Below are 26331 nucleotides of genomic sequence, written 5' to 3' on the forward strand. Positions count from 1 at the left end.
CTCAGCCTCCCTGCCTCGGCGCGACGATTTCGAGCCGGTCGCCGGGTGAGAGCGCCAGATTGCGCCGCGTGGCAGGCACAAAGGCTTCGTTCACGGCGGTGGCGACCGTCGCGCCGCCGTAGCCGAGCTCGTCCAGAACCGCCGCAAGCGTGGCCGCCGCTACGTCGGTTGGGGATCCGTTAACCATGATCTGCATGCATCAACTCCGGTGTTGTCCCGTCGCAGGCCATCTCCGCCGCCATGCGCGCCAGTGCGGGGGCGAGCAGGAAACCGTGGCGGAAGAGGCCGTTGACGCGGATGGTGTCGCCGCGCCGGGACAGGCGCGGCAGGTTGTCGGGAAAGGCGGGGCGCGCATCGGCGCCGATCTCCACCAGTTCGGCCTCGCCGAAGGCCGGGTGCAGCGCGTAGGCGGCAGAGAGCAGTTCGAGGACGGACCGGACGCTGCGGCGGCGGTCGTCGCTCTCGATCTGCGTGGCGCCCAGCATGAACAGTCCGCCGGGCCGGGGCACAACGTAAAGGGGAAAGCGCGGATGGAGTAGCCGGACCGGGCGGGAGAGCCGAATATCGGCGCTGCGCAGCACCGCCATCTCGCCCTTGACGCCGCGCAGATCCGGCAGCACGTCCCGCGCCGCCAGCCCGCGACAATCGACTGTCAGGCCCGCGCCGGGCGCCGGCGCAGAGGCGAAGACGGCCCCGGCTTGCGAGAGCCTTTCGCGCAGATGCCGCAGGGCCGCGCGGGGGTCGAGATGCGCCTCCTCCGCGACGTGAAGGCCACGCTCGAAACGTCCGCCCAGATCGGGTTCCAGCGCCGCAAGCGCCGCGCCATCGAGCCGCCTGTGCTGGGGGACGCGCCGTGCAAAGCGGTCGAGTTCCCGTCGGTCGCGGCCGAGCGTCACGACGAGGGTTCCTTGGCGGATCACCGGAACGCCCTGCCGCGCCCACCAGTCGGCGGCTTTGCGGCCAAGCCGGACCACGGGCTCCTCGGCGGTCTCGCCCTCGCAGAACGGGGCCAGCATCCCGCCCGCCCACCAAGAGCAGGCGTGCGGACCGTGCTCTGGCGCCGGATCGACCACCGTCACCGCGCAGCCGCGTCCGATCAGCTCCGTCGCCACACAGAGCCCGGCCACGCCGGCGCCGAGGATCGTCGCGCGGGTCATGCCCAAACCTCGTGGAAGTGATGGACCGGTCCATGACCGGCGCCGATGCCGAGCCCGTCCGCCGCGCGGATTGCGCCGTGCAGCCAGACCTGCGCGCGCGCGACTGCGTCGCCGACGGTTGCCCCCTTGGCCAGCTCCGCCGCGATGGCCGAGGAGAGACTGCATCCGGTGCCGTGGGTGTTGCGGGTCGCGAGCCGTGGCTGCTCCAGTGTGAGAATCGTGTCGGCGCCTATCAGGCGGTCGATGCAGGTCGGCCCCTCGGCGTGGCCACCCTTCATCACCACGGCCTTCGCCCCCAGCGCGAGCAGGTCGCGCCCCTGCGCTTCGGTTTCGGCGGCGGTTTCGGCCTGGTCGCGCCCCAGCAGGCGCGCGGCTTCGGGCAGGTTCGGTGTCAGCACATCGGCGCGTGGCAGAAGGCGGGTCACCAGCGCGGTGCGGGCGTCTTCGGTCAGCAGCATGTCGCCCGATTTGGCGACCATGACCGGGTCCAGCACGACCGGTCCGCCGTAGCCGTTCAGCGCATCGGCGACGGCGGCGGCGACCTCGGACGAGGCCAGCATGCCGATCTTGATCGCCTGCGGGCGGATGTCGTCGAGCACCGCCGCGATCTGCGCGATGACCAGGGCGGGCGGCATGGCTTCGACGGCAAAGACACCAAGGGTGTTCTGCGCGGTGATCGCGGTGATGGCGCTGGTGCCGTAGACGCCAAGCGCTGAAAAGGTCTTGAGATCGGCCTGTATGCCCGCGCCGCCCCCGCTGTCGGAGCCGGCGATGGTAAGTGCGGATGGGTGCGGCGTCATCGTTTCCTCCACCAGAGAAGGGTGGAGGCGGATCGGGCAACGGCCAAAAGCCGCGCAAGATCGTACTCCGTTCCCTACGCCGGTATTGCCCGGATCAGGTTCGATGGGTTGGCTTTCGCCTCTCAGCCCCGAGCAGGGCACCCCAACGGATTCCCGTAATGCTTAGCAACCATCTTACGAGCCCGCAACCTGTGTCGGGCGGGCCGCTCTCGCATGCCCGTCCTGCGGGACGACTGGCCGCAGCGCGTTCGGCCCGCGGCACAGGCGTGCCGCGGGCCGGGATCAAAAGGAGACGGGAGCGCGAAACGCGGGCGTCAGGCGGCCGGGAGCGTTTTGAGACATTCGTCGAGCGCCGCGCGCAGGCGGGTGAACATCTCCTCAACCTCCGGCGCGGTGATGATCTGCGGCGGGGCCAGCGCAATCCGATTGCCGATCAGACGGGTGATCAGCCCGTGCTTGCGCGTCAGCCGGTCGAGCATCGGCATGACCTTGAGCTCGGGGGCGTGCATCGCCTTGGTGTCCTTGTTGGCCACGACCTCCACCGCGCCGATCAGACCGATGCCATCCACATCGCCGATCAGCGGATGATCGGCGAGGTCGTGGAACCCCTTGAGAAATCCGAGCTCCAGCGCCTTCACATGGTTGACGAGGTCCATCTCCTGGTAAATCGTCAGCACTTCGGAGGCCACGGCGCAGGCTACCGGGTGGCCGCTATAGGTATAGCCATGGGTGAAGGAGCCGAATTTGTCGCTCTGCGCCATCATGCCCTCGAACACCCGGTCGCCGATGATGACGGCGGAGATCGGCACCATGGCGGCGGAAAGCGCCTTGGCGCAGCAGATCATGTCGGGTTTGAGCTGATAGGTTTGCGTGCCCCACATCTCGCCGGTTCTGGCGAAGCCGCAGATGACTTCGTCGGCGACAAAGAGCACGCCGTATTTGTCGAGAACGGCCTGGATCTTTTCGAAATACCCTTTGGGCGGCGTGATCGCCCCGCCGGAGCCCAGGACCGGTTCGGCCCAGAAGGCGGCGACGGTCTCCGGACCCTCGCGCAGGATCAGCGCCTCGATTTCCTCGGCGCAGCGGGTGGAGAACTCCTCTTCGCTCTCGCCGGGCTCTGCCATGCGGTAGTGATAGGGCATCGTGACGTAGTGAAAGCCGTCGAAGGGCAGGCCGTAGCCGTCATGGAACTTGACCTTGCCAGTCAGGCAGGAGGTCAGCGTGCCGGTGCCATGGTAGGCCTCGTTGCGCGAGATGATCTTGCGGCGCTGCGGCGCGCCCTGGCTGTTCCAGTAGTACCAGACCAGTTTCAGCGCGGTATCGTTGGCTTCGGTGCCCGAGGACTGAAGCAGGATCTTGTCCATGCCGTTGGGGGCGATATCGGCGAGCTTGCCGCAAAGCTCTGCTGCCTGCGGCGTGCCGGAACCGCGGAAATTGTGGTAATAGCCGAGATTGGTCATCACCTCCTTGGCCACATTGCCCAGCCGTTCCGACCCGAAGCCCAGCGAGGAGCACCACAGTGCCGCGGCGCCTTCGATATAGTCCTTGCCGTCGGAGTCGAACACATTGATGCCCTCGCCGCGCACAAAGAGTTCGCTGGGGCCGGTTTTCAGATGTGCGCGCAGATCGGTATGCGGGTGGACCTGATGCGCCGCGTCCATGGCGGCCGTCGAGTTGGGGAGCGGTTTGTTCATGATCCATCCTTTCAGACCGGGAGGGCGGGGGCGGAGAGTGTGCAAGATAATTCCATTCAGTAGAATGGTATTTTTATCAATAGAACTATCTACCTTTGGAGCGTCAAGCGGTTTTCAGCGCGGGTTCGCCTCATAGCCGTTGAGATGCCGGCGCGCTGGGCAGTGCTCTCGTGCCTGCTCTGCCGTGGCGGTTTGCCGCTTGTCATCGGTGGGAAAGGTTGTTCTATTAATTAGAAGAGCATTCTACTGGGTGGAATTTATGCCATCTCACCCTAGCGAACCGTAGCATGCCCCGGGTTGGGATGGAGGCGTTTTTGCCGCGTTACATGCTGTTACTCTTGGTCTTTTCGCTGGCGGCGGCCGGCGGCGCCGTCGCCGATGCGCTGGGGCTGCCGCTGGCATGGATGATCGGAGCCATGGTGGTCAGCGCCGGGTTCGCCTGGGCCGGGGTGAGCGTCCGCATCGACAAGATCCGCTCCTACGGGCTGGTGGTTCTGGGGCTGTCGCTGGGGCAGAGCTTTACTCCCGAGGTGATGGCGCAGGTGGCGGTCTTTCTGCCGCTGATCGCTTTTTGTGCGCTTGCCACCTTGCTGGTCGGGCTGCTGCTGATCCGCCTCTATACGCGCGGCGCGGGGCTTGACCCGGCGACCGCCTTTTTCTGCGCGGTGCCGGGGGGGGTCGTGCTGATGGCGGTGCAGGCGCAGCGCGCGGGCGCTTCGGAGGCGCATGTGACCCTGTCGCAGACCGTGCGCCTTGCGGTCGTCGTGCTGATCTATCCTTTCCTGCTGACCTTCCTGATGCCGGATCATGCCGCCGGAGCTGCGCAGGTCGCGGCGGCGCGGAGCCAGCCTTTCGCGCTTGCCGATCTGCCCTGGATCGCCCTGTTGCTGGCGGCGGGCATGGGGGTTGCGCATCTGGCGCGCTACAGCTTCCTGCCCAATCCCTGGATGATCGCGCCATGTCTCCTGGCCATCGTGCTGCAACAGACCGCGCTCCAGCCGGTGCCGCTGCCGCATTGGGTGATCCTGCTGTGCCAGCTGATCCTCGGGGTCTCGCTGGGCGCGCGCATGTCGCCGGAGTTCCTGCGCAGCTCGATGCGGCTGGTCATGACCTCGGTGCTGGCCTCGGTGCTGTTGACGGCGGCGCTGGTGGTGGCGGCGCTGGTGGTCTCCGCGGTCAGCGGCCTCGACCGCGCGCCGCTGCTCTTCGGCATGTCTCCGGGCGGGATGCCGGAGATGACGGTGGCGGCCGGCAGCCTCGGCGTGTCGGTGCCGCTGGTGCTGAGCTTTCACCTGACCCGCATTCTTATCGCCAATCTGACGCTTGAACCCTTGTGGCACCTCCTGAACCGCAGGCTGCGGCACGGCGGGGGCGGCCCGCGCTGAAAAAGGACCGATCTCATGAGCATCGAAACGCTTGCCAACTTTGTCGATGGCAGGGGCTGCCCACCCGCGAGTGGCACCTATCTCGACTGCGAAAACCCTTATAGCCGCACGGTCTGGGGGCGCATCGCGCGCTCTGACGCGGCGGATGCCGAGGCCGCTGTGAGCGCTGCGCGCCGCGCCTTTCGCGAGGGGCCTTGGTCGCGCTTCACGGCGCCGCAGCGCGGCGCGATGCTCCATGCGATGGCCGATGTCGTGGCGGCTCATGCGGAGGAACTCGCCCGCATCGAGGTGCGCGACAATGGCAAGACCTACAAGGAGATGCTGGGGCAGGTGAAGCGCATCCCAGAGTGGTATCGCTTTTATGGCGGGCTTGCGGACAAGATCAACGGCGCCGTGCTGCCCACCGAAAAGCCTGGCCAGATGAACTACACCCTGCATGAGCCGCTGGGGGTGATCGCGATGATCACGCCCTGGAACTCGCCGCTGATGCTGCTTGCCTGGAAGCTGGCACCGGCGCTGGCGGCGGGCAATGTGGCGGTGGTGAAACCCTCGGAATTTACCTCGGCCTCGGCGCTGCGCTTCGCCGAGCTGATGACGCAGGAGGCGGGCTTGCCCGCCGGGGTTCTGAACGTCGTGACCGGGCTCGGCGCGGAAGTGGGCGCGGCGCTCACCGCGCATAAGGACGTGGCGAAGGTCGCCTTTACCGGCGGCGTCACCGGCGGTCGCGCCGCCTATGTGGCGGCGGCGGAAAAGCTGCGCCCGGTGAGCCTTGAGCTGGGCGGCAAGTCGCCGAACCTGGTGTTTGCGGATGCCGACCTGGAGCAGGCCGCGCGTGGGATCGTATCGGGAATTTTCGGCTCGGGCGGGCAAAGCTGCGTGGCGGGCTCGCGCGCGCTGGTGCATGTCTCGGCCATGGAAACCTTCGTGGCGCGCGCGGTCGAGCTGACGGGCAAGATCCGGCTTGGCGATCCGATGTCGGCCGATACCGATATCGGCCCGGTCGCCACACCGGCGCAGTTCGACCGTATCATGACCTGTATCGGCTGGGCGAAGAAGGACGGCGCCACCACCGCCATCGGCGGCGCGCCCGTCTCAGACCCGTCGGGGGGCGAGGCGCTTTTTGTGGCGCCGACGATCTTTACCGGGGTCTGGAACGACATGCGGATCGCCCGTGAAGAGGTCTTCGGTCCGGTGCTCGCGGTGATTCCGTTCGAGACCGAGGAGGAGGCGATCGCCCTCGCCAATGACAGCGATTTCGGGCTCGGCGCCGGCATCTGGACCCGCGACATCTCGCGGGTGCACCGGGTCGCCGCCGCGCTGGAGGCGGGCTCGGTCTGGGTCAACAGCTACAAGGGCGGCTCGCAGATCTCGCCATTCGGCGGCTACAAGATGTCCGGGCTGGGACGCGAAGGCGGCATGGAGATGATACGCGACTACTTGCAGGTCAAGAGCGTCTGGCTCAACCTCGCCGATGAGGTGGCATACCCGTTTCCGCTATAGTTCGGCCGGCATGCCCACCTGAGATCCGCCATGAGAAGGAGTATGCCGTGACCGGCCCGGTGATCGTCAATCAGATCGACGAAGCGTTCGGCGCGATGCTGGCGGCGCAGCCCTGCAAGCCGCGGGTGATCAATCATTTTGAAAAAGATCGCCCCTGGACCTTTCCGGCCGAGGCGGAAGTGCTTGTCACCGCCGCGTTCAAGGCCTGGCCGAAGGCGCCCGACCGGGCGCACAGGCCCGCGCTGAAATGGGTTCAGACCTATTCCGCCGGGATCGAGGCCTATCCCGGCTGGCTGCTGGACGGTGTGATCGTGACCAACGGCCGGGGTTTGACCGCGCCGCAGATCGCCGAATATGTGCTGGCGGCGATGCTGGTGGCGGAAAGGGACATTGTCGGCGCCCGGGCCACCGGTCCCGACGACTGGGGCGCGCGCAGCTTCGGCACGCTGGAGGGCCGTGTGCTCGGGGTGTTGGGCTACGGTGCGATCGGCGCCGAGACCGTGGCGCGGGCACGCGCCTTCGGCATGGAAATTCTGGTGAACCGGCGCGGTGCATGGGGCAGGGTGCCCGAAGGGGTCACCCCCTGTGCCAGCCCTCAGGAGGTCGTCTCGCGCGCCGATCATCTGCTTCTCGCGATGCCGCATACCGCCGAGACCGACCGGATCCTCGATGACGCGCTGCTGGCGCAGGCAAAACCGGGGCTGCATCTGATCAACGTGGCACGCGGCGGGCTGGTCGACGACGCGGCGTTGCTGCGCGCGCTGGCGGACGGCCGGATGGGGCGGGCGACGCTGGATGTGACCGCGCCGGAGCCGCTGCCGGAGGGCCATGCCTTCTGGACCCATCCCAATATCCTGCTGACGCCGCATGTCTCCTATATCGGCGGGGCGGAGCGCGAGCGCTTCGACCGGAAGACCAAGGCAAATCTTGAGGCGTTTGTCAGCGGGGCGCCGATGCAGGATATCGTGGATCTCGCCCGAGGTTATTGAGACCGGGGCGCGCCCGCGTCAGAGGCGCATGGGCCAGGCCGAATAGAATTCGGAGCCCAGCGCCTCGCCGATGCTGGCCGCCGCTGCCAGGATGAGAGGCGACATCTCCTGCATGCGCTCTTCGGTGAAGCGCATGGATGGGCCGGAAATCACCAGCGCGCCGAGGATTTCGCCGCTGGCGGCAAAGATCGGCACCGAAATGCCGCCGATGCCGGGGCCGCGCTCGCCGACCGAGGCGACGGGGATCTCGTGCAGCACGTCGAGCGTCGCCGGGGTGTCGCCGCGCAGATCGTCGTAATCGGTGAGAACGTGGCCGGCCGCGCCGCGGTCGATATCGACGGCGTCGCCCTCGGCCACATGCTCGCGCAGCAGCTGATCGCAGTCTTCGCGGAATACGCAGACGCGCTTGTTGCCTTCGCGGCGGAAAAAAGAGGCACTTTCGCGCGTTTCATCCACCATCTTCTTCAGAACCGGCCGCACGATGCCTTCGAGACTGAAGGTCTGCTGGTAAATATGGCCGACGCGAAACGCTTCTGGCCCGACGATATAGAGCTTGTCCGGGGTCATCGTCAGATAGCCCGCCTTCTGGAGCGACACCAAAAGCCGAAGCGCCGAGCTCTTGACCAGCCCGGTGCGCTCGCTGATGTCCCCAAGCGAGAGCCGGTTGGCGCCGCGCCCGAAAAGGCTCATTATTCTCAGAGCCTTATCGACGGCTTCCACGCCTTTTGTCTTGAGCTTCGGTGGCTCTTTATATCCGTTCCCGGCGTCACTCATCGCCCAATCCTTTTGCGATTACACACATTATTGCGCTCTTGCTGGACCGAATACTTGACGGTCGCGGCGTCCAATGGTCAGCATTCTATCAAGCAGCAAGGCATTCTGCTAGATAGAATTATCGGGTTGGAACCGCAGGGGGATCCCAAGATCCCCAATGCCTCGACCGAAGCGCGGCAGGCCCGAACCGAATTCACGCAGCAGAGCTGCGCCAACATGGAGTGAGACAGATGACAAAGAAAGACAGTTCCAACGGGACCGCCCTCGCGGGCTCTGCCGCCAAAGCCTTTACCCGCCGCAGCCTGCTGCGTGGCGCCACCAGCCTCGGGCTCGGTGCCGCGCTGGCGCCGCTCTATGTCAAACGGGCCTTTGCCAATAGCGGCGAGCTGAACATCCTGTGCTGGTCCGCCGAACTGCCCGAGGAGGTGATGACCGCCTTTACCGAGGCCACGGGCATCACCGTGAACAAGACGCCGTTCTCGTCCAACGAGGAAGCGATCAACAAGATGCAGGCGACCTTTGGCGAAGGCTTCGACCTGGTGATGCCCTCGGTGAACCGCGCTTCGGAATTCCAGTATATCGAGGTGCTGCAACCCTTCGACGAGGCGCGCGTGAACCTCGATGCCTATCAGCCCGGTCTGCTCAAGGCCTCGTCCGACAGCTGGAGCTGGGACGGGCTCTATCACCTGCCGCATATGTGGGGCGCCGAGGGGCTTTCCTGGGACAACAGCGTCGCTGATCTGAGCTATGCGGATGCGAGCTATGGCCTGGTCTGGAGCGATGAATATTCCGGGCGTGCCCAGGTGCGTCCGACCTCGGCGCTTCTGGGGCTGGGTCTCTTTCTGGATGCGTCGGGCCAGCTGCCCTCGAACCGGATGATGGATGCCTACAAAGATCCCGAGACCATGCGCAAGATCTACGAAGAGATCCTGGCCTACGCGGTGGCCCGCAAGGGCAATATCAAGCAGTTCTGGGACAGCACCGACACCATTCGCGCCGGGTTCAGCGAAAACGGCTGTGTGATCGGCCAGACCTGGGACGGGCCGGTGAAGCAGATGGCCAAGCAGGGCCAGCCGATGAGCTTCATGGCGCCGCAGGAGGGCGGGCTGACCTGGATGGACGGCTTTGCCATGTCCGCTGCCGCGCGCAACGTGGACGAGGTCTATGCCTTCCTTGGATTCACCCAGAACCCGGAGATCGCGGGCCGCATCGCGGAACTGGCCAGCTATAACTCGCCGGTCAAGGGCGCTGCCGAATTCACCCCCGAGATCGACCGGGAGCTGTTTGACAAGGCCTATCCCGAGGATGCCCTGGACAAGCTCTGGTGGTATCCGGCGAGCCCGGAATGGTTCAACCCGATCCGCAACGAATATGCGGAGAAGTTCCGGGTCGCCTGATCCGCGTCCGGCAGCATGACGGGAAGGGGCGCGGCCGTGGCCGGCCGTGGCCTTTCCCAACCCCCTACCTCCCTCTGACAAAAAGTAGACCGGACCAGCCATGACGACTGCAATCGAACTGGAAAAGGTGCGCATCACCTTCGGCACATTCACCGCCGTCCACGACACCAATCTCGACATTCGCGACGGTGAATTCTTTTCCTTCCTCGGTCCGTCCGGCTGCGGCAAGACCACGCTGCTGCGCACCATCTCCGGCTTTACCGAACCCAGCGCCGGCGTGGTGCGGATCGGCGGCAAGGATATGGCGGGGATCGGTCCCAACAAGCGCCCGACGGCGCTGATCTTTCAGAACCTCGCGCTGTTTCCGATGATGACGGTGGCGGAAAACGTGGCCTATGGGCTGCGGGTGCGCGGGGTCGGCAAATCGGAGCGCGAGCAGCGCGCGATGAAGCTGCTCGACCAGGTGGCGCTGACACCGCATGCGCATAAGAAGATATCGGCCCTGTCGGGCGGTCAGAAACAGCGGGTGGCCATCGCGCGGGCACTGGCGGTGGAACCCAAGGTGCTGCTGCTCGACGAGCCTCTGTCCGCGCTCGATCTCAAGCTGCGCCAGCACATGCGGCGCGAGCTGCGCGAGATCCAGCAGCGCGTCGGCATCACGTTTATCTACATCACCCACGATCAGGGCGAAGCGCTGAACATGTCCGACCGCATTGCGGTGATGAATGCCGGTCACATCGAGCAGGTGGGCACCGGGCGCGAGATCTACAGCAAGCCGCAGAGCGCCTTCGTCGCCTCCTTTGTCGGCGAAAGCAACGAGCTGCCCGGAAAGGTGAGCCGGATCTCCGACGGCATGTGCACGGTGGACACGCCGCTGGGCGCGCTGAGCGGGCGCGTCGGTGGCGATTTCCGGGTCGGCGACGCGGCAACGCTGTTTGTACGGCCGGAACAGCTTCGGCTCGCGGCGCCGGGCGGCGACCATGCGTTCCGGGCGCGGGTCGATGATCTGTCCTTCGAGGGCAGCATGACCCATCTGGGGCTCGACACCGGGCTGGCGCAGGATTGCGCGGCGACGCTCATGACCTCCAATCACGAAAGCCTGCCGGAGATCGGCGCGGATCTCGGGCTGAGCTTCAACCCGCTCGATGCCATCGTCCTGAAATCCGGAGCGCCGGCGGCATGAACAATCTCGACACCACTTTCATCGCCACGGCACTGGTCGTCGTGCTGTTCTTCTTTCTGGTACGCTACGACCGTCAGCGCCGCCCGGAGGCGATCGGCTTTTTCCGGCGCAACGGCGCGGTGGTCGGGGGCTATCTGATCCTCGGCGTCGGCTTCTGGCTGATCATGACCTTCATCATGCCGATGGTGTTCATGGTCGATCTGTCGTTCCACCACAAACTGCCGCCCTCCAAGGTGGGCGGGCCCGAGGATGTCTATACGCTGGACAATTACCGGATGTTCCTGTTCGGCTCGCGCACCAGCACCGAGAGCCTGAACTGGCTGCATCTGCGCAGCTTCTTCGCGACCATCGGCATTTCCATGGCGCTGACGCTGATCACCTTCGCCATCAGCTACCCGCTGGCCTATTACATGGCGCAGTCGGCCAAGGCCCAACAACTGCGGGTGTTGCTGCTGCTGCTGATCATCCCCTATTGGGTCAACGATATCCTGCGGGCGTTTTCCTTCCGTATCCTCATGGCGGAAAACGGCTTTCTCAACGGTATCCTGCAAGGCATCGGGCTGACCGGTCAGCCGATCGACTTCCTGGGGCAGAATATCGCGCTCTATGTGGCGCTGTGCTATTCGCATCTGCTGATCATGATCTTTCCGCTCTACAACGCCATCGACGCGCAGGATCACAACCAGATCGAGGCGGCGCGCGATCTGGGGGCGCCCTGGTGGCATATTCACCTGTTCATCGTCATGCCGCACGCCAAACCCGGCATCGGTTCGGGGATGACCTTGTGCTTCATGCTCACCGCCGGCGCCGTGGCCACGCCGCTTGTGCTGGGCGGGCCGAATTCGCTGTGGTTCACGCCCATCGTCTATGACCGCTTCTATCAGCTCTTCGACTGGCCGCAGGGGGCCGCCTACGCCATCGTCCTGCTGCTCGCCTGTATCGCCATCGTCTTCACCGTGTTGAAGCTCGCGGGCCTCAAACTCGGGGAGATCGCCAAATGAACGCCCGTTTCGTTACTTCGAGGGTGGTGATCTTCTACCTCGTGCTGTTCTTCATCTTCCTGCTGGGGCCGCTCGCGGTCATGGGGGTGACCGCCTTCAACACGCCCAGCTATCCGCAGGTCTGGCCCATCGAAGGGCTCACCCTCAACTGGTTCACCGAGCTGTTCCAGGATCAGGAGATGCTCGAGGGTCTGCGGACCTCGGTCATCATCGGTCTGAGCGTCGCCGTCCTGTCGGTGGCGATGGGGCTGGCGGGTGCGCTGGTCATGACCCAGCTCTTTGGCACGTCGCGGTCCTACTACTATTTCCTGGTGGTGGCGCCGGTGCTGATCCCGGGCATTGTCCTCGGGATTTCAACGGTGGTCTTCTGGCGCGATTTTACCGGCATCCTCGGCATGCGCTCGACCCTCTATAACGGGACCGTGCTGACGATCCTGGCGCAGTCGAGCTTTGTCTCGTCCTACTGCATGCTGATCATCCTGGCGCGTCTGCAACGGTTCGACGTGTCGCAGGAAGAGGCCGCGCTGGATCTCGGCGCGACCTATCCGCAGGTCTTTCGCGACGTGCTGCTGCCCTTCCTGCGGCCGGCGCTGCTGTCCTCGGGCATGCTGGCCTTTCTCACCTCCTTCGAGAACTACAACGCCACGACCTTCGCCATCCTCGCCGACAAGACGCTGACCACGGTGCTCGCCTCGCGGGTGCGCATGGGCTCCGACCCGACAATTTCGGCGCTGGCCACGGTGATCATAGTGCTGACCATCGTCGCGGCGCTGGTCTTCGAATGGCTGAAACGGCGCGAGCAGAAGCGGGCGCAGCTGCTGCAACGCGAGCGGCGGCGCCTTGAAGCCGCCGAACTGCTCTGACGGAAAAGGACACTCTCCGAATGCCACCCTTTGTCGACCCCGTCGTCTGTGACGAAGCCCTGCCAGCCGAAAGCGACGTGGTCGTCATCGGCGCCGGGATCATGGGCATCGCCACGGCGATGTTCCTCGCCGAACGCGGCGTTTCCGTCACCGTCGTGGAAAAGGGCCGCGTCGCCCATGAGCAATCCGGCCGCAACTGGGGCTGGGTGCGCGAGCAGCTTCGGTCCAGCGCCGAGCAGCCCCTCGCGATGCTGTCGCTGCGGCTCTGGCGGCAGATGTCGGAGCGCATCGGCCGGGATGCAGGGTTTCGCAAGACCGGCATGATGGTGGTCTCCAAGGACGATGCGGAAATCGCCCGCTGGCAGGCTTGGATCGACGCCAACGCCCATCTGGATCTGCCCGGCGGCATCCTGTCGGCGCGCGAGGTCGCGGCGCTGATCCCCGGCTCTGCCGAAACATGGAAGGCGGCGATCCACTCGCCCGAAGATGGCTGGGCCGAGCCCCGGATCGCGGTGCCCGCCATGGCCGCCGCCGCGCGCGAGAAGGGGGCTGTCATCATCGAGAACTGCGCCGCGCGCGGCTGGGAAACCGAGGCGGGGCGCGTCTCGCATGTGGTGACCGAAAAGGGCAGCATCCGCACCGGCGCGGTGCTGCTCGCCGGCGGCGCCTGGTCCGCGATGATGCTGCGTCACCATGGCGTGCGCTTTCTGCAATCGGGCGTCTTCGGCACCGCCTTCCGCACCCAGCCGGGGCCCAATGTCTTCGACGGCGGGGTGGGCAGCCCGCTGTTTTCCTTCCGCCGCCGCACCGATGGCGGCTATGTGGTCGGGCTGCGAGGACGCGGGCGGATCGAGCTCAGCCCCATGGGGCTCCGCGACACCGTGCCCTTCGCCTCGCTGTTCCTGCTGCGGCGCGCACAGCTGAATCTGCGCGTCGGGCAGTCCTTCTTCAACGGCCCCTTCGCCTGGCGCTCATGGGCATTGGACAGCCGCTCGCCCTTCGAGGCGCATCACGCGCGCGTCTACGATCCGTCCCCTGATCCGCGGATCGTCGACGGCGGACTCAAAGCCTTCACCGAGGCCTATCCCGAGCTGAAAGGACTGCGCGTTGCCGAGAGCTGGGGCGGCGTGATCGACGCCACGCCCGACATGGTGCCGGTGATCGGCACGGTGCCGGGGACCGAAGGGCTGTATCTGTCGAGCGGCTATTCCGGCCATGGCTTTGCCTTCGGTCCGGGGGCCGGCTGGGTCATGGCGCAGCAGATCGTGGGAGAGACCCCGGATGTGGATCTCTCTCCGTTCCGTTTCTCGCGCTTTGCCGAGGGCAAGGCGCATGAGGCACATCACTGGGTCTGAGCGTGCCGGTGCCGCCCGGGTTGCGGGCGGCGCTGTGGAGAGAGGTTTTCGAAAGCGCCGCCGCCGCGTCCTGCGTCGGGCGGGAGGCGCTTACTCTTCCCAGCCCTCGGGTGGGGCGGAGGGGGTGCGCACGCCGGCGCGGCGGAACGCGTCGAGCACCCCGTAGGTGTCGAGCCACTGCGCGCGATAGGCTTTGTAATACTCGTCTTCCGGCACGATCTTCCAGCTGAACAGCGACTTGCGCTTGCGGAACTCCAGATCCTCGGCGGCGAGCTGCTGGCGGATGCCAGCGTCGCGTCCGAAGCGCGAGGCGCGGTTGATCAGTGCGCTGTCGCCGCGCGGGGTGCCGCTCTCGTCGAGCCGCGCGGGATTGCCGCCGAGCGCGGCCACCGCATCGGACCGCGGGGTCTGCGCGGTGCGGTTGGTGGCACCGGGCGCAGGCGCCGGCAGCGCGTTCAGATCCGTGGGCGTTTCCAAAGGCTTGTTAGGAACGATGGCGAATTCCTCGGGCTGCCCGCTATTGGTCTTGAGATAGTGCAGACGGATATCCCGCTCGCGCCCGGAACAGGCGGCGAGCCCGATCAGACCCATCATCAACACCATGTGCGACAGCTTCATTGTCACCCTCCGGTTCTTGCCTTGTCCTGCTTTAACGCATGTGATCCGCCGCGTCACGAGCCCTTTTTCCCATGCTTGCGCCCGGGCAGCAGCACCAGCCCCAGCGCGCCGGCAAAGATCGCGATATCCGCGACGTTGAAGGCAAAGGGGTTGTCGATGCCGCAGCAGGACATGTTGAGAAAATCCGCCACCGCGCCATAGAGCAGCCGGTCGACCACATTGCCGAGCGCGCCGCCGATCAGAAGCCCGGCGGCCACCAGCCCGGGCCAGCCCGGCGGATCGCGGCGCAGCCAGACCAGCACGAAGAGCACGATGCCGAGCGCGACCGAGATCAGGATCCATTTGGTCGCCTCCGCCCCGCTGCCCATCAGGCCGAAATTGATGCCGTCGTTCCAGGCCATGCGGAAATTGACAAAAGGCGGCCAGACGTCGATGGCCAGCCGCGTGTCGAGCGACATCACATGCACCACCAGCCATTTCGTCAGCTGGTCGATCACAAAGGTGATCGCCGCCACCCATGCCACTGTCCGCATCGCTCGTCCCCGCCCGTTTCTGCCCGCTCCGCTCTACAAGCTGCGGCGCGCGATGGAAAGCCGCTGCTCAGGGTGTGGCGGCAAGGCCGCGCAGAAAGGCGCCAAAGGCGCCGATCGCGGCATCGAGCGCCACGGTGCCGGGGTCGTTCACCGTGAGCGCTGCGCAATAGTCGCGCCCGTCCGCGTCGCGCAGCAAGGCGGTGAAATTCAGCACACCGGTCTCCGAGCCGCCCTTGTAGGCGATGCGCGTCCAGGGCGCGCCCGGGGGCACCGGACCGGGATTGACCTGCATCAGCGGCAGCTCCGCCAGCGGCGCCCCGAGCGCGCAGAGCCGTTCCAGCGGCAGGTGCCATTCCAGCCCGTCCACATGCGGCCCGGTGACCGCCGCGACCGGCGGCAGCACGCGGGCGGCACGCGCGGCGAGGGCAGGGCGGTCGGAGGTATCCGCCGCCAGCCACTCCGTGCGCAGATCGGCATCCGCCTTGAGCCCAAAGAATTCCCGCGTGCTCAGCAGATCGCCGGGGGCGAGCCCCAGCCGCGCCGCCACTGCATCGCGCCCCAGCGTGTCGAGCAGCAGATCGGTGGCGGTGTTGTCGCTCTCGGCGATCATCGCCAGTGCCGCCGTGTGCAGCGTCACCGGCGCGTCTTCGGGGAAATCCTGCAACCGTCCGGTGGGCAGCGAGCGGTGGCGCGCCCCGATCCGCACCACATCCGCCCAGTCCCGGCGCCCGGCCGCGATCTCCTCGACCAGCACCGAGAGCACGCCGAGCTTGAAGGCCGAGCCCACCGCCAGCCGCTCTCCGGCGCGATGTGCGGCCAGCGTCTCGCCGTCGCGCAGCGCCAGCCAGGCCACGTCCTGCCCGAGATCCGCCAGCAGTGCCTCCGCGGCGGCGAGATCGGCGACGCGCGGCTCGGGTGTGCCAAACCAGAGCATCGCCACGCGGCCCTCTGCGTCCAGACCGATCCGCGCCGGCACCCGATGGCTCTCTGTGATCACCGTGTAGCCCTCCGGCGCGGGCGCGATCTCTTGCACCGGGCCGAACTGCGTCCGCAGCCCCGACAGAATGTCGTTGAGCGTCGCGCGCGGCACCTGGTTTAGAAAGACCGGTGCAATCGTGGTCTCCGCCGCGCCCTCGCGCCAGAGCCCGCGCAGCACTGTTTCCGGGGACTGAGCCGCCGCGAAACCAGCCGCCAATGTCAGCAGAGCGGAGAACAGGATGGGTTTCATTGGGGGGCGCCGCTTGCAGTGATACATTCTCGACACAGCACATCGCCGGGGCCTCGAACGCAAGAGGCGAGCGCCACGGTCGGGCGCTCGCCTGCTTTCATCTTTCTGGAAAATACTCCCGGCGCGACCTGGGCGCCGGGCACGGCCTCAGTTCAGAAGCCCGGCATGACGCAGCGCATCGTCGAGCCGCGCGCGGGTGGGTTCGGTGACCGGCAGCAGCGGCAGGCGCATTTCTTCGCTGCACAGCCCAAGCCGCGCCATGGCGTATTTCGCGCCGCAGAGCCCCGGCTCGGCAAAGATCGCCTGATGCAGCGGCATCAGCCGGTCCTGAAGCGTCAGCGCCTTGCCGTAATCGCCGGCCAGCGTCGCCTCCTGAAGCTCCGAGCAGAGCTTCGGCGCCACATTGGCGGTGACCGAGATGCAGCCGGTGCCGCCCTGGGCGTTGAACCCGTGCGCGGTGGCGTCCTCGCCCGAGAGCTGGATGAAGTCCGGCCCGCAGGTGATGCGCTGGGCGCAGACCCGCGCCAGATCGCCGGTGGCGTCCTTGACGCCGATGATGCGCGGCAGTTTCGCCAGCTCGCCCATGGTGGCCGGGGTCATGTCCACCGCCGAGCGGCCGGGGATGTTGTAGATCACGATCGGGATCTCGGCGCAGTCGTGCAGTGCGGTGAAATGCGCGATCATGCCGGCCTGTGTCGGCTTGTTGTAATAGGGCGTCACCACCAGCGCCACGTCGGCGCCGACCTTCTCGGCGAACTGCACGAAGCGGATCGCCTCGTCGGTGTTGTTCGATCCGGCGCCCGCGATCACCGGCACGCGGCCGGCGGCGGCGGCGACCACGCAGGCGATCACCGCCTCGTGCTCGGTATGGGTGAGGGTGGGGCTTTCGCCCGTGGTGCCCACCGGCACCAGCCCGTGGCTGCCCTGTTCCACATGCCAGTCGACCAGGCGTTTGAGCGTGTCGAAATCCACTGCGCCGTCCTTGAACGGCGTGACCAGGGCAGGCATTGACCCTTTCAACATGACACGCTCCTTTGCTTCTGTTTCTATCTCAGGCGGAACACCGCAATCTGCCGGGAATGTGAGTTGGACGCATTCCGGCGGCACGGTATCCTCTGGCACGCGTCTATTCCTTTTCAGATCGGAAATTGCAAGCTCATGTCGCGCCTCTGCGCCCTTCTCCTCCTGATCGTCACGACCTTACCGGCCAGCGCCCAGCAGGACAGGCCGCTGGCCCAGGCCATGGATGCCATGCGCGGCGGCAACTGGGCCGCCGCCCTGATCGATTCGCGCGGTGACGGGCAGGCTGCGCTCGACGTGATCCTGTGGCATTACCTGCGCTCCAGCCGGGGCGATCCGGGCCAGATCATGGATTTCATCGCTCGCAATCCCGACTGGCCGGGCATGCCCTATCTGCGCGAAAAGAGCGAGATCGCGATCTCGGAATCCGGCGATGCCGGCATCGTGCGCGCGTTTTTCGAAGGCTACCGCCCGCAGACCGGCGCCGGCGCGCTGGCGCTGGCGCGCGCCTATCGGGCTGAGGGCGAGACCGGCGCCGCCGAGGCCGAGGTGGTGATGGCCTGGCGGACCCTGCCGCTCTCCGCCGAAGAACGGCAGAGCTTTCTGTCGCAATGGGGCACGCTGCTGAAGCCGCATCACGAGGCGCGGCTCGACATGGCGCTGTGGAAGGGCTGGGAATCCAATGCCCGCGCCATGATCCCGCTGGTGAGCGAAGGCTGGCAGAAGCTGGCGGAGGCGCGAATCGCGCTCCGCGACATGGATCCCGGCGTCGATGCGCGTATCGCGGCGGTGCCCGATGCGCTTAAGGATCATCCCGGGCTCGCCTATGAGCGTTTTCTCTGGCGGGTGCGCAAGGGCCGCGACGCCGATGCCGTCTCGCTGCTGCTGGCGCATTCCCAGAGCGCCAAGACCCTGGGAGAGCCCTGGGCCTGGGCCGGGCGCCGTGACGATCTCGCCCATGCGCTGATGCTGGAGGGAAACTATCGCGAGGCCTATCGCGTCGCCTCCAGCCACCATCTCAGCGAGGGCGCAAATTTCGCCGCGCTGGAATGGCTTTCGGGCTATCTGGCGCTGCGCTTCCTCGACGATCCGCAAACCGCGCTGGCGCATTTCCGCGGCCATGGCGAAGAGGTCGACACGCCGATCTCGCTGGGCCGTGCCGGCTACTGGACGGGCCGGGCGCTGGAGGCGATGGGCGACAGCGAGGGCGCGTTGACCGCCTACAAGCAGGGCGCGCGCTGGCAGACCTCTTTCTACGGGCTGCTGGCCGCCGAAAAGGCCGGTCTGCCCGCCGATCCCGGCCTCTCGGGCACCGAGGAATTCCCCGACTGGCGCGAGGCGCCCTTTACCGAGACGAGCGTCTACAAGGCGGCGATCCTGCTGCTCGCCTCTGGTGAGCTGAGCCTCGGCGAGCGTTTCCTGACGCATCTGGCCGAGGGGCTCGACCGCCAGCAGATCGGCCAGATGGGCGACATGCTCGCCGAGATGGGCCGCCCGCATGTACAGGTGATGCTGGGCAAGCGCGCCGCGCGCTACGGCATCGAGCTGCCGAAACCCTATTACGCGCTGCACCCCGATATCGTGAAGACCGAGTTTCCGGTGCCGAAAGAGATGGTTCTGGCCATCGCGCGGCGTGAATCCGAGTTCGATCCGAGTGTCGTCTCGGGCGCCGGCGCGCGCGGGCTGATGCAGCTGATGCCGGGCACTGCCAAGGAGGTCTCGGGCTGGCTCGATATCGCTTATTCCCATGACGGGCTGACCGACGATCCCGCCTATAACGCCCGGCTGGGCTCGGCCTATCTCGCCAGCCTCGCGCGGCGCTTCGACGGCAATGCGGTGATGATGGCGGCGGGCTACAATGCCGGGCCGTCGCGTCCGATCCGCTGGATGGAGCAGTTCGGCGACCCGCGAAAGGGCGAGATCGACGTGGTGGACTGGATCGAGATGATCCCCTTCAACGAGACCCGCAACTACGTGATGCGCGTCACCGAGAGCCTGCCGGTCTACCGCGCCCGGCTGGGCCGCGACCCGCTGCCGGTGCCGTTCAGTCAGGAACTGACGGGCGGTACGCTGCTGGCGACGGACTGAGCGCCGCGCCGGGGCTCAGCCGAGGGCCCGGCGCAGGATCTCCATTACGCCTTCGGCGGTCTCGGCGCTCTGCACGAAATCGAGCAGCGAGGCATCGGCAAAGCCCTCATCGGCGATATGGTGCAGCAGCGCCTTGAGCGGGCCCCAGAAGCCTTCGGAATCGAGCAGCACGATGGGTTTGTCATGCAGGCCGAGCTGGCGCCAGGTCAGCACTTCGAAGAACTCGTCGAGGCTGCCGGCACCGCCGGGCATCACCACGATGGCATCGGCATTCATCACCATGACCTTCTTGCGCTCATGCATGGTCTCGGTGACGACAAAGCGGGTGAGATCGGTCTTGCCGACCTCGCGTTGCAGCAGGTGCGTGGGGATCACGCCGAAGGTCTCGCCGCCGCCCGCCTGCGCGGCCCGCGCGACGATGCCCATCAGCCCGACATCGCCGGCGCCATAGACCAGCCGCCAGTTTTGTGCGGCCAGCGCATGCCCCAGCGATTCGGCGGCGCTTGCATAAGCGGCAGAGCGGCCCGAGCGGGACCCGCAATAGACACAGACGGATTTGGGGGTCATGGCGCGGGAGAATCCAATTTGCCGTTTTGACCGGTGATAGCGGGATTGATATAGGTTCTCAACCGCGCTGCATTGCGGCGCGCCGGGGACATAAGGGACGCAATGAACACAAAGCTTCTGGGCTGGGGACTTCTGGGCGCCGTGGCGCTGACCGCGGTGCTGTATCTGAGCGGGGTGATCGGCCCCGCCACCGGTCCGGTTGCGCCATCGGAACCGGCGCCGGAAACGGTCGGAGCGCCTGCGCCGACCCCCGCCGCGCCCGAGGCCGATGCGCCGCCGGGGGCGCCGCTGGAAACCGCTGCGGTCGAGACCGTGGCGCAGCCCGGCTCCGATGCGCCCGCACCGCAACTCGCCCCCGTACCGCCGCGCTTCGATCTGGTGCGCGCCGATCCCGACGGCCAGACCCTGATTGCCGGCAGCGCTGCGCCCGGCGCCGAGGTCACCGTGATACTGGACGGCGAGGCGCAGCCCTCGGCGCCGGCCGATGGCAGGGGCCGCTTCGCCCAGTTCCTCGATTTGCCGTCCTCGCCCGAGCCGCGCGTGCTGCGCCTCAGGATGAGCTGGCAGGGGCAGGAGATCGAGTCCGAGGCGGAGGTAATCCTGGCGCCCCCCGCGCCGCCGCCGGCCGCCGGCGAGCCCGTTGTCGTTGCCGATGCTCCGCCGCCGACGGATGCCGCACCCGACGCGGGCGCTCCCGCGATTGCCGCCGCTCCCGATACCGAGTCCGGCGCCGCGCCCGAGGCCGCCCGCGAGACCGGCGCGCCCGCCGTGCTGCTTTCCAGCGCCGAAGGGGTCGAGGTGCTGCAACCCTCCGCGCCCACCGCGCCGGGCGAGGTGGCGATCGACGCCATCACCTACGACAATGCCGGCGGCGTGACGCTGTCGGGCCGGGGCAGCGCCGAATCCGAGCTGCGCATCTATCTCGACAACCGCTCCGTCGCCACCGCGCGGGTGCCCGAGAGCGGTCGCTGGCGCGCCGCGCTGCCACAGGTCGAGAGCGGTACCTACACGCTGCGCGTCGACCAGATCGACGCCGCGGGCGAGGTCAGCGCCCGCGCCGAAAGCCCCTTCCTGCGCGAGGATCCCGAACGGCTCGCCGCCGCCAGCGACGCCGCCGATCCCGGTGCCGCGCCGCTGCGCGCGGTGACCGTGCAGCCCGGCCACACGCTCTGGGCACTGGCGCGCGACCGCTATGGCGAGGGCATGGCCTATGTGAAGCTCTTCGAGGCCAATCGCGACCAGATCCGCGACCCCGACCTGATCTATCCCGGGCAGGTCTTCGACATGCCGGACTGACCCAGGGCTTTCATCTTTCCGGCAAATACTCCGTCGGTCCCGTCGATCCGGGCGTGCCGTCCGGACAGCCGTGCCCGGAACGGGATCCGGCCATGCACTGGCACCTGCCGCCGGACGGGGGTATGGGACAGCCGAGCCCAGCCATAAGGATCCGCCATGCCCACCGACAGCACCGCCGAGATCGCCCGCGAGGAACGCCGCTCGGGCTGGCGCACGATCCGCCGGGTCGGCCCTTATCTCTGGCCCGAGGGCCAGGCCTGGGTGAAACGCCGGGTGGTGATCGCGCTGGGCTTTCTGCTGCTGGCCAAGCTGATCGCCGTCGGCACGCCGATCCTATACAAGCGCGCTGTCGACAGCCTCTCGGGCGAGGTGCCCGACCTGATGCTCGGCGCGGTCGGGCTGACCGTGGCCTATGGGCTGGCGCGGCTGATGAATGTCGGCTTCCAGCAGTTGCGCGATGCGGTCTTCGCCCGGGTCGGGCAGCGCGCGCTGCGGCGGCTGGCGCTCGAGACCTTCACTCACATCCACCGGCTAAGCCTGCGCTACCACATCACCCGCAAGACCGGCGGGCTGTCGCGTATCATCGAGCGCGGGGTGAAGGGGGTGGAGTTCCTGCTGCGCTTCCTGCTCTTCAGCGTCGGCCCGCTGATCATCGAGCTTTTGCTGGTGGCGGGGGTGCTCTTCGTGCTCTTCGACGTCTGGTATCTGGCGGTGGTGGCGGTGACCATCGCGCTTTACGTTTGGTTCACCTTCAAGGTCACCGAATGGCGCGTGCGCCTGCGCCGCACGATGAACGAGCAGGATACCGACGCCAACCAGAAGGCGATCGACAGCCTGCTGAATTTCGAGACGGTGAAATATTTCGGCGCCGAGACCCGCGAGGCGGCGCGCTACGATGCCGCCATGCGCGGCTACGAGGCGGCGGCGGTCAAGACCAACACCTCGCTCGCCATGCTGAATTTCGGTCAGTCCCTGCTGATCACCTCGGGGCTGGTGATCGTCATGGTGATGGCGGCGCTGGGGGTGCAGGCGGGCGACCTGACCGTGGGTGATTTCGTCATGGTCAACGCCTATATGATCCAGATCACCATGCCGCTGAACTTCCTCGGCACGGTCTATCGCGAGATCCGCCAGAGCCTCGTGGATATGGGCCAGATGTTCGAGCTGCTCGACCAGAAGCAGGACGTCACCGACACGCCCGGCGCGCCGCCTATCCAGGTGACCGGCGGGGTTGTGGAATTCGACCATGTGGCCTTCGGCTACGATGAGGAGCGGTCGATCCTCAAGGGCGTGTCGCTGCGCGTCGGGGCCGGGCAGAACGTGGCGCTGGTCGGGCCGTCGGGCTCGGGGAAATCCACCATCGGGCGGCTGCTCTTCCGTTTCTACGACGTGCAGGACGGGGCGATCCGCATCGACGGGCAGGATCTGCGCGAGGTCACCCAGCAAAGCCTGCATGCCGCCATCGGCGTGGTGCCGCAGGACACGGTGCTCTTCAACGACACGATCCGCTACAATATCGCCTATGGCCGCGACGGCGCCAGCGAGGCCGAGATCGTCGCGGCGGCGCAGGCGGCGCAGATCCACGCGTTCATCGAAAGCCTGCCCGAGGGCTACGACACCCAGGTTGGCGAGCGCGGGCTGAAACTGTCGGGCGGCGAAAAGCAGCGGGTGGGCATCGCCCGCACCCTGCTCAAGAACCCGCCGATCCTGCTGCTCGACGAGGCGACCTCGGCGCTCGACACCGAGACCGAGGCGGAGATCCAGACCGCGCTGAAACGCGCCGGCGAAGGCCGCACGGTGATCACCATCGCGCACCGGCTCTCGACCATCGCCGATGCCGACCGCATCGTGGTGCTGGAAAAGGGCGAGGTGGTCGAGCAGGGCACGCATGAGGCGCTTCTGGCGCGCGGCGGGCGCTACGCGCAGCTCTGGGCGCGCCAGCAGGCGGAACGCGACGCGGCCTGAGCCAGGGGGGCAAATTTTTTGCCAAAAAATTTGGGCGCGGGCAGGCGAAATTGGTCAAGTAATATGACCGGGCTTGTTTCCGATAGGAAACTTACGTAGGTGAAAGGGACACCCGAATCCGCCTGGAGGCTTGCCATGACAGACCGCATCACCCGCAACGGGTTGCAGATCGACCCCGTTCTGTTCGAATTCCTCGAAGAGAAAGCGCTGCCGGGCAGCGGTGTGGAGCCGGCGGTGTTCTGGGAAAAGCTGTCTGTGCTGGCGCATGGGTTCGGCCCGCGCAACGCGGTGCTGCTGCAAAAGCGCGAAGACATTCAGGAAAAGATCGACGCCTGGCATCTGGCGCATAAGGGCCAGAAACATGACGCCGCCGCCTATCGCGCCTTTCTCGAAGAGATCGGCTATATCGTGCCCGAGGGCCCGGATTTCGAGATCGAGACCGCCAATACCGACCCCGAATTCGCCTCGGTGCCCGGGCCGCAGCTCGTGGTGCCGATCACCAATGCCCGCTATGCGCTGAACGCCGCCAATGCCCGATGGGGCTCGCTTTACGATGCCTATTACGGCACCGATGCGATGGGCTCGCTGCCCTCGGGTGGCGGTTTCGACATGGATCGCGCGGCGCAGGTGGTGGCCACCGCCAAGGCGTTTCTCGACGAGACCTTCCCTGTCGCGGGAGGCAGCCATGCCGGCGCGGACGGCTATTCGGTCGTGGGCGGCACGCTGCGGGTCTCCGGCAAGCCGCTGGAGAGCCCGGCGCAATTCGCGGGCTATCGCGGGGCTGCCGAGGCGCCCGAGGCGGTGCTGCTGCGCAATAACGGCCTGCATGTGGAGCTGGTGATCGACCGGGATCATTTCATCGGCAAGACCGATCCGGCGGGGCTGGCGGATGTGCTGATGGAGGCGGCGGTCTCGGCGATCATGGATTGCGAGGATTCGGTGGCCTGCGTCGATGGCGAGGACAAGGCGCTGGCCTATGGCAACTGGCTGGGGCTGATGGCGGGCGATCTCGCCGATACGTTCGAGAAGGGCGGCAAACCCGTCACCCGCACCCTGCATGCCGACCGGAGCTATACCGCGCCCGACGGCTCGGAGCTGGTGCTGAAGGGGCGCGCGCTGATGCTTGTGCGCAATGTCGGCCACCTGATGACCAACCCGGCGATCCTGCTGGAAGACGGCTCGGAGATCTATGAAGGTCTCATGGATGCGATGGTGACCACGCTGATCGCCAAGCGCGATGTCGACAAGACCGGGGGTCCGCGCAACTCCACCAAGGGCTCGGTCTATGTGGTCAAACCCAAGATGCACGGGCCGGAAGAGGTGGCGTTTGCCGACGAGATCTTTTCCTTTGTCGAAGACGCGCTGGGGCTGCCGCAATACACCGTCAAGCTCGGCATCATGGATGAGGAGCGCCGCACCTCGGTGAACCTCAAGGAATGCATCCGCGCGGCGAAGCATCGGGTGGCCTTCATCAATACCGGCTTCCTCGACCGCACCGGCGACGAGATGCATAGCTCGATGGAAGCGGGGCCGATGATCCGCAAGGGCGATATGAAGGGCACCGCCTGGATCGCCTCTTATGAGGACCGCAATGTCGATATCGGTCTGGCCTGCGGGCTGCGCGGCAAGGCTCAGATCGGCAAGGGCATGTGGGCGATGCCGGATCTGATGGCCGACATGCTGAAAGCCAAGATCGGTCACCCGCAATCGGGCGCCAATTGCGCCTGGGTGCCGTCGCCCACCGCCGCCACGCTGCACGCGCTGCATTACCATGCGGTGGATGTGCTGGCGTGTCAGGCCGAGATCGCCGCCGGCGGGCCGCGCGGCACGCTGGAGGATCTGCTGACCTTCCCGGTGGCGGCGGGTGCCAACTGGTCCGACGACGAGATCCGCGAGGAGATCGAGAACAACGCGCAGGGCATCCTGGGCTATGTGGTGCGCTGGGTCGATCAGGGCGTCGGCTGCTCCAAGGTGCCGGACATCCACGATGTCGGGCTTATGGAGGACCGCGCGACCTGCCGGATCTCGTCGCAGCATCTGGCCAACTGGCTGCATCAAGGGGTGGTCTCGCATGACGAGGTCATGGCGGCGATGAAGAAGATGGCCGCTGTGGTGGACCGGCAGAACGCGGGCGATGCGGCCTATATGCCGATGGCGCCGGGCTTTGACGGGGTGGCCTTCAAGGCGGCCTGCGATCTGGTCTTCGAGGGCCGGGTGCAGCCCTCGGGCTATACCGAGCCGGTGCTGCACCGGCGCCGGCTGGAGCTGAAGGCCGGTTGATCTCGGCCGAGGGTCACCCCGCAGTGGGGGAAGTGTGGCGCCGCGGCTTTGCCGCGTCACTCCGTAGGAGTGCTTGAGGAATGGCGCCGCGGCAAAGCCGCGTCGCCGGGGGCGCGGGCCTGCGGCCCGCGCGAGATGCGTATTTGCAAAGAGAAGACGCGAAGGAGATTGAGATGGCCGGGATTTCGCTGAGCCGGGCGCGGGTGATGATCCGCAAGACGCTGGAGAAAGGCAAGGAGCTGGGGCTGAACCCGCTCTCGGCGGTGGTGCTGGACGATGGCGGCAATATCATCGCCTTCGAGCGGCAGGACGGCGCCAGCCCGGGCCGGTTCCAGATCGCCCATGGCAAGGCCTATGGGGCTGTGATGCTGGGTATGTCGGGCAGCGCACAGATGGCGCGCGCTGAAGCACAGGCCTATTTCATCGCCGCCGCCAACGGTGCCTTCGGCGGGCAGCTGATTCCCGTGCCGGGCGGCGTTTTGGTCAAGGATTCCAAGGGCCGCGTTCTGGGCGCGCTCGGCGTGACCGGCGACAGCTCCGACAATGACGCGGCTGCCGCGAAAGCGGGCGTCGAGGCCGCTGGGTTGGTCGCGGAGGTCTGAGCGGGCTTTCAGCGGGGCGGGCGATGCACTATGTTT

At 66.7% G+C, this 26331-nt stretch carries 23 protein-coding genes and 1 riboswitch; of the genes, 13 read left to right on the plus strand and 10 right to left on the minus strand.

The genetic code is table 11. The features are described from left to right. Position 1 precedes the first annotated feature (1 nt). The 4 genes from thiS to I6N89_RS11330 all read right to left on the minus strand — a co-directional run bounded on the left by thiS (position 2) and on the right by I6N89_RS11330 (position 3651). Complete coding sequence (thiS, locus tag I6N89_RS11315; protein WP_207018555.1) at positions 2–196, minus strand: sulfur carrier protein ThiS; 195 nt, start codon at positions 194–196, stop codon at positions 2–4. After that, entirely contained in the window at positions 180–1157 is a 978-nt protein-coding gene (locus tag I6N89_RS11320) for an FAD-dependent oxidoreductase (RefSeq protein WP_207018556.1), read from the minus strand. The genes thiS and I6N89_RS11320 overlap by 17 nt, the downstream gene beginning before the upstream one ends. Continuing rightward, positions 1154–1957: a bifunctional hydroxymethylpyrimidine kinase/phosphomethylpyrimidine kinase gene (gene thiD, locus I6N89_RS11325; RefSeq protein ID WP_207018557.1), complete on the minus strand. Its 804-nt coding sequence runs from the start codon at positions 1955–1957 to the stop codon at positions 1154–1156. The genes I6N89_RS11320 and thiD overlap by 4 nt, the downstream gene beginning before the upstream one ends. Before the next feature lie 54 nt (positions 1958–2011). Beyond that, positions 2012–2112: riboswitch (TPP riboswitch) on the minus strand. 159 nt (positions 2113–2271) lie between these two features. Beyond that, a complete protein-coding gene (locus I6N89_RS11330; RefSeq protein ID WP_207018558.1) occupies positions 2272–3651 on the minus strand; it encodes an aminotransferase in 1380 nt (459 codons plus the stop codon). 287 nt (positions 3652–3938) lie between these two features. Here I6N89_RS11330 and I6N89_RS11335 point away from each other — a divergent pair, with 287 nt between their 5' ends. From I6N89_RS11335 to I6N89_RS11345, 3 genes are read left to right on the plus strand one after another with little or no spacing between them, the layout of a single operon-like run. Then, positions 3939–5036 (plus strand): AbrB family transcriptional regulator, encoded by a 1098-nt coding sequence (locus I6N89_RS11335; protein WP_207018559.1) that lies wholly within the window; start codon positions 3939–3941, stop codon positions 5034–5036. Between the two features lie 15 nt (positions 5037–5051). Continuing rightward, positions 5052–6536, plus strand: coding sequence for an aldehyde dehydrogenase (locus tag I6N89_RS11340; protein WP_207018560.1), 1485 nt, complete (start codon positions 5052–5054; stop codon positions 6534–6536). A gap of 47 nt (positions 6537–6583) precedes the next feature. Continuing rightward, on the plus strand, positions 6584–7525 hold the full coding sequence (locus I6N89_RS11345) for an NAD(P)-dependent oxidoreductase (RefSeq protein ID WP_207018561.1): 942 nt from the start codon (positions 6584–6586) through the stop codon (positions 7523–7525). A gap of 18 nt (positions 7526–7543) precedes the next feature. Here the strand turns inward: I6N89_RS11345 and I6N89_RS11350 are convergent, their stop codons facing one another. Further along, the gene (locus I6N89_RS11350; RefSeq protein ID WP_268957302.1) at positions 7544–8299 is read right to left on the minus strand and encodes an IclR family transcriptional regulator; all 756 of its coding nucleotides are present in this window, start codon (positions 8297–8299) and stop codon (positions 7544–7546) included. A 230-nt stretch (positions 8300–8529) separates the two neighbouring features. Between I6N89_RS11350 and I6N89_RS11355 the strand changes: the two genes are divergently transcribed. From I6N89_RS11355 to I6N89_RS11375, 5 genes are all read left to right on the plus strand, one after another. Next, entirely contained in the window at positions 8530–9696 is a 1167-nt protein-coding gene (locus tag I6N89_RS11355) for an extracellular solute-binding protein (RefSeq protein ID WP_207018563.1), read from the plus strand. 100 nt (positions 9697–9796) lie between these two features. After that, positions 9797–10879 carry an ABC transporter ATP-binding protein gene (locus I6N89_RS11360; protein WP_207018564.1) on the plus strand — a complete coding sequence of 361 codons (1083 nt, stop codon included), beginning with the start codon at positions 9797–9799 and terminating at the stop codon, positions 10877–10879. Then, a complete protein-coding gene (locus tag I6N89_RS11365; protein WP_207018565.1) occupies positions 10876–11880 on the plus strand; it encodes an ABC transporter permease in 1005 nt (334 codons plus the stop codon). Before I6N89_RS11360 ends, I6N89_RS11365 begins: the two co-directional genes overlap by 4 nt. Further along, the gene (locus tag I6N89_RS11370) at positions 11877–12743 is read left to right on the plus strand and encodes an ABC transporter permease (RefSeq protein ID WP_207018566.1); all 867 of its coding nucleotides are present in this window, start codon (positions 11877–11879) and stop codon (positions 12741–12743) included. Before I6N89_RS11365 ends, I6N89_RS11370 begins: the two co-directional genes overlap by 4 nt. A gap of 20 nt (positions 12744–12763) precedes the next feature. Next, positions 12764–14098, plus strand: a complete 1335-nt coding sequence (locus I6N89_RS11375; RefSeq protein ID WP_207018567.1) for an NAD(P)/FAD-dependent oxidoreductase — start codon at positions 12764–12766, stop codon at positions 14096–14098. 90 nt (positions 14099–14188) lie between these two features. Here the strand turns inward: I6N89_RS11375 and I6N89_RS11380 are convergent, their stop codons facing one another. The 4 genes from I6N89_RS11380 to dapA all read right to left on the minus strand — a co-directional run bounded on the left by I6N89_RS11380 (position 14189) and on the right by dapA (position 17500). Continuing rightward, positions 14189–14716, minus strand: coding sequence for a DUF3035 domain-containing protein (locus tag I6N89_RS11380; protein WP_207018568.1), 528 nt, complete (start codon positions 14714–14716; stop codon positions 14189–14191). Positions 14717–14769: 53 nt separating this feature from the next. Next, on the minus strand, positions 14770–15249 hold the full coding sequence (lspA, locus tag I6N89_RS11385) for a signal peptidase II (protein ID WP_207018569.1): 480 nt from the start codon (positions 15247–15249) through the stop codon (positions 14770–14772). A 67-nt stretch (positions 15250–15316) separates the two neighbouring features. Beyond that, positions 15317–16477 (minus strand): serine hydrolase, encoded by a 1161-nt coding sequence (locus tag I6N89_RS11390; RefSeq protein WP_207018570.1) that lies wholly within the window; start codon positions 16475–16477, stop codon positions 15317–15319. A 147-nt stretch (positions 16478–16624) separates the two neighbouring features. After that, on the minus strand, positions 16625–17500 hold the full coding sequence (gene dapA, locus I6N89_RS11395; protein WP_207018571.1) for a 4-hydroxy-tetrahydrodipicolinate synthase: 876 nt from the start codon (positions 17498–17500) through the stop codon (positions 16625–16627). 135 nt (positions 17501–17635) lie between these two features. Between dapA and I6N89_RS11400 the strand changes: the two genes are divergently transcribed. Continuing rightward, the gene (locus I6N89_RS11400) at positions 17636–19585 is read left to right on the plus strand and encodes a lytic transglycosylase domain-containing protein (RefSeq protein WP_207018572.1); all 1950 of its coding nucleotides are present in this window, start codon (positions 17636–17638) and stop codon (positions 19583–19585) included. Positions 19586–19600: 15 nt separating this feature from the next. Here the strand turns inward: I6N89_RS11400 and I6N89_RS11405 are convergent, their stop codons facing one another. Then, a complete protein-coding gene (locus I6N89_RS11405) occupies positions 19601–20152 on the minus strand; it encodes a TIGR00730 family Rossman fold protein (RefSeq protein ID WP_207018573.1) in 552 nt (183 codons plus the stop codon). Between the two features lie 102 nt (positions 20153–20254). Between I6N89_RS11405 and I6N89_RS11410 the strand changes: the two genes are divergently transcribed. The 4 genes from I6N89_RS11410 to I6N89_RS11425 all read left to right on the plus strand — a co-directional run bounded on the left by I6N89_RS11410 (position 20255) and on the right by I6N89_RS11425 (position 26295). Then, a complete protein-coding gene (locus I6N89_RS11410; protein ID WP_207018574.1) occupies positions 20255–21448 on the plus strand; it encodes a LysM peptidoglycan-binding domain-containing protein in 1194 nt (397 codons plus the stop codon). Between the two features lie 156 nt (positions 21449–21604). Continuing rightward, positions 21605–23413 carry an ABCB family ABC transporter ATP-binding protein/permease gene (locus tag I6N89_RS11415; RefSeq protein WP_207018575.1) on the plus strand — a complete coding sequence of 603 codons (1809 nt, stop codon included), beginning with the start codon at positions 21605–21607 and terminating at the stop codon, positions 23411–23413. 135 nt (positions 23414–23548) lie between these two features. After that, complete coding sequence (locus I6N89_RS11420) at positions 23549–25693, plus strand: malate synthase G (protein WP_207018576.1); 2145 nt, start codon at positions 23549–23551, stop codon at positions 25691–25693. Positions 25694–25866: 173 nt separating this feature from the next. Then, entirely contained in the window at positions 25867–26295 is a 429-nt protein-coding gene (locus I6N89_RS11425; protein WP_207018577.1) for a GlcG/HbpS family heme-binding protein, read from the plus strand. The last annotated feature ends 36 nt before the right edge of the window (positions 26296–26331 follow it).

Origin of the sequence: Salipiger abyssi (genome assembly GCF_017311415.1) — a bacterium.
GTDB lineage: Bacteria > Pseudomonadota > Alphaproteobacteria > Rhodobacterales > Rhodobacteraceae > Salipiger > Salipiger abyssi_A.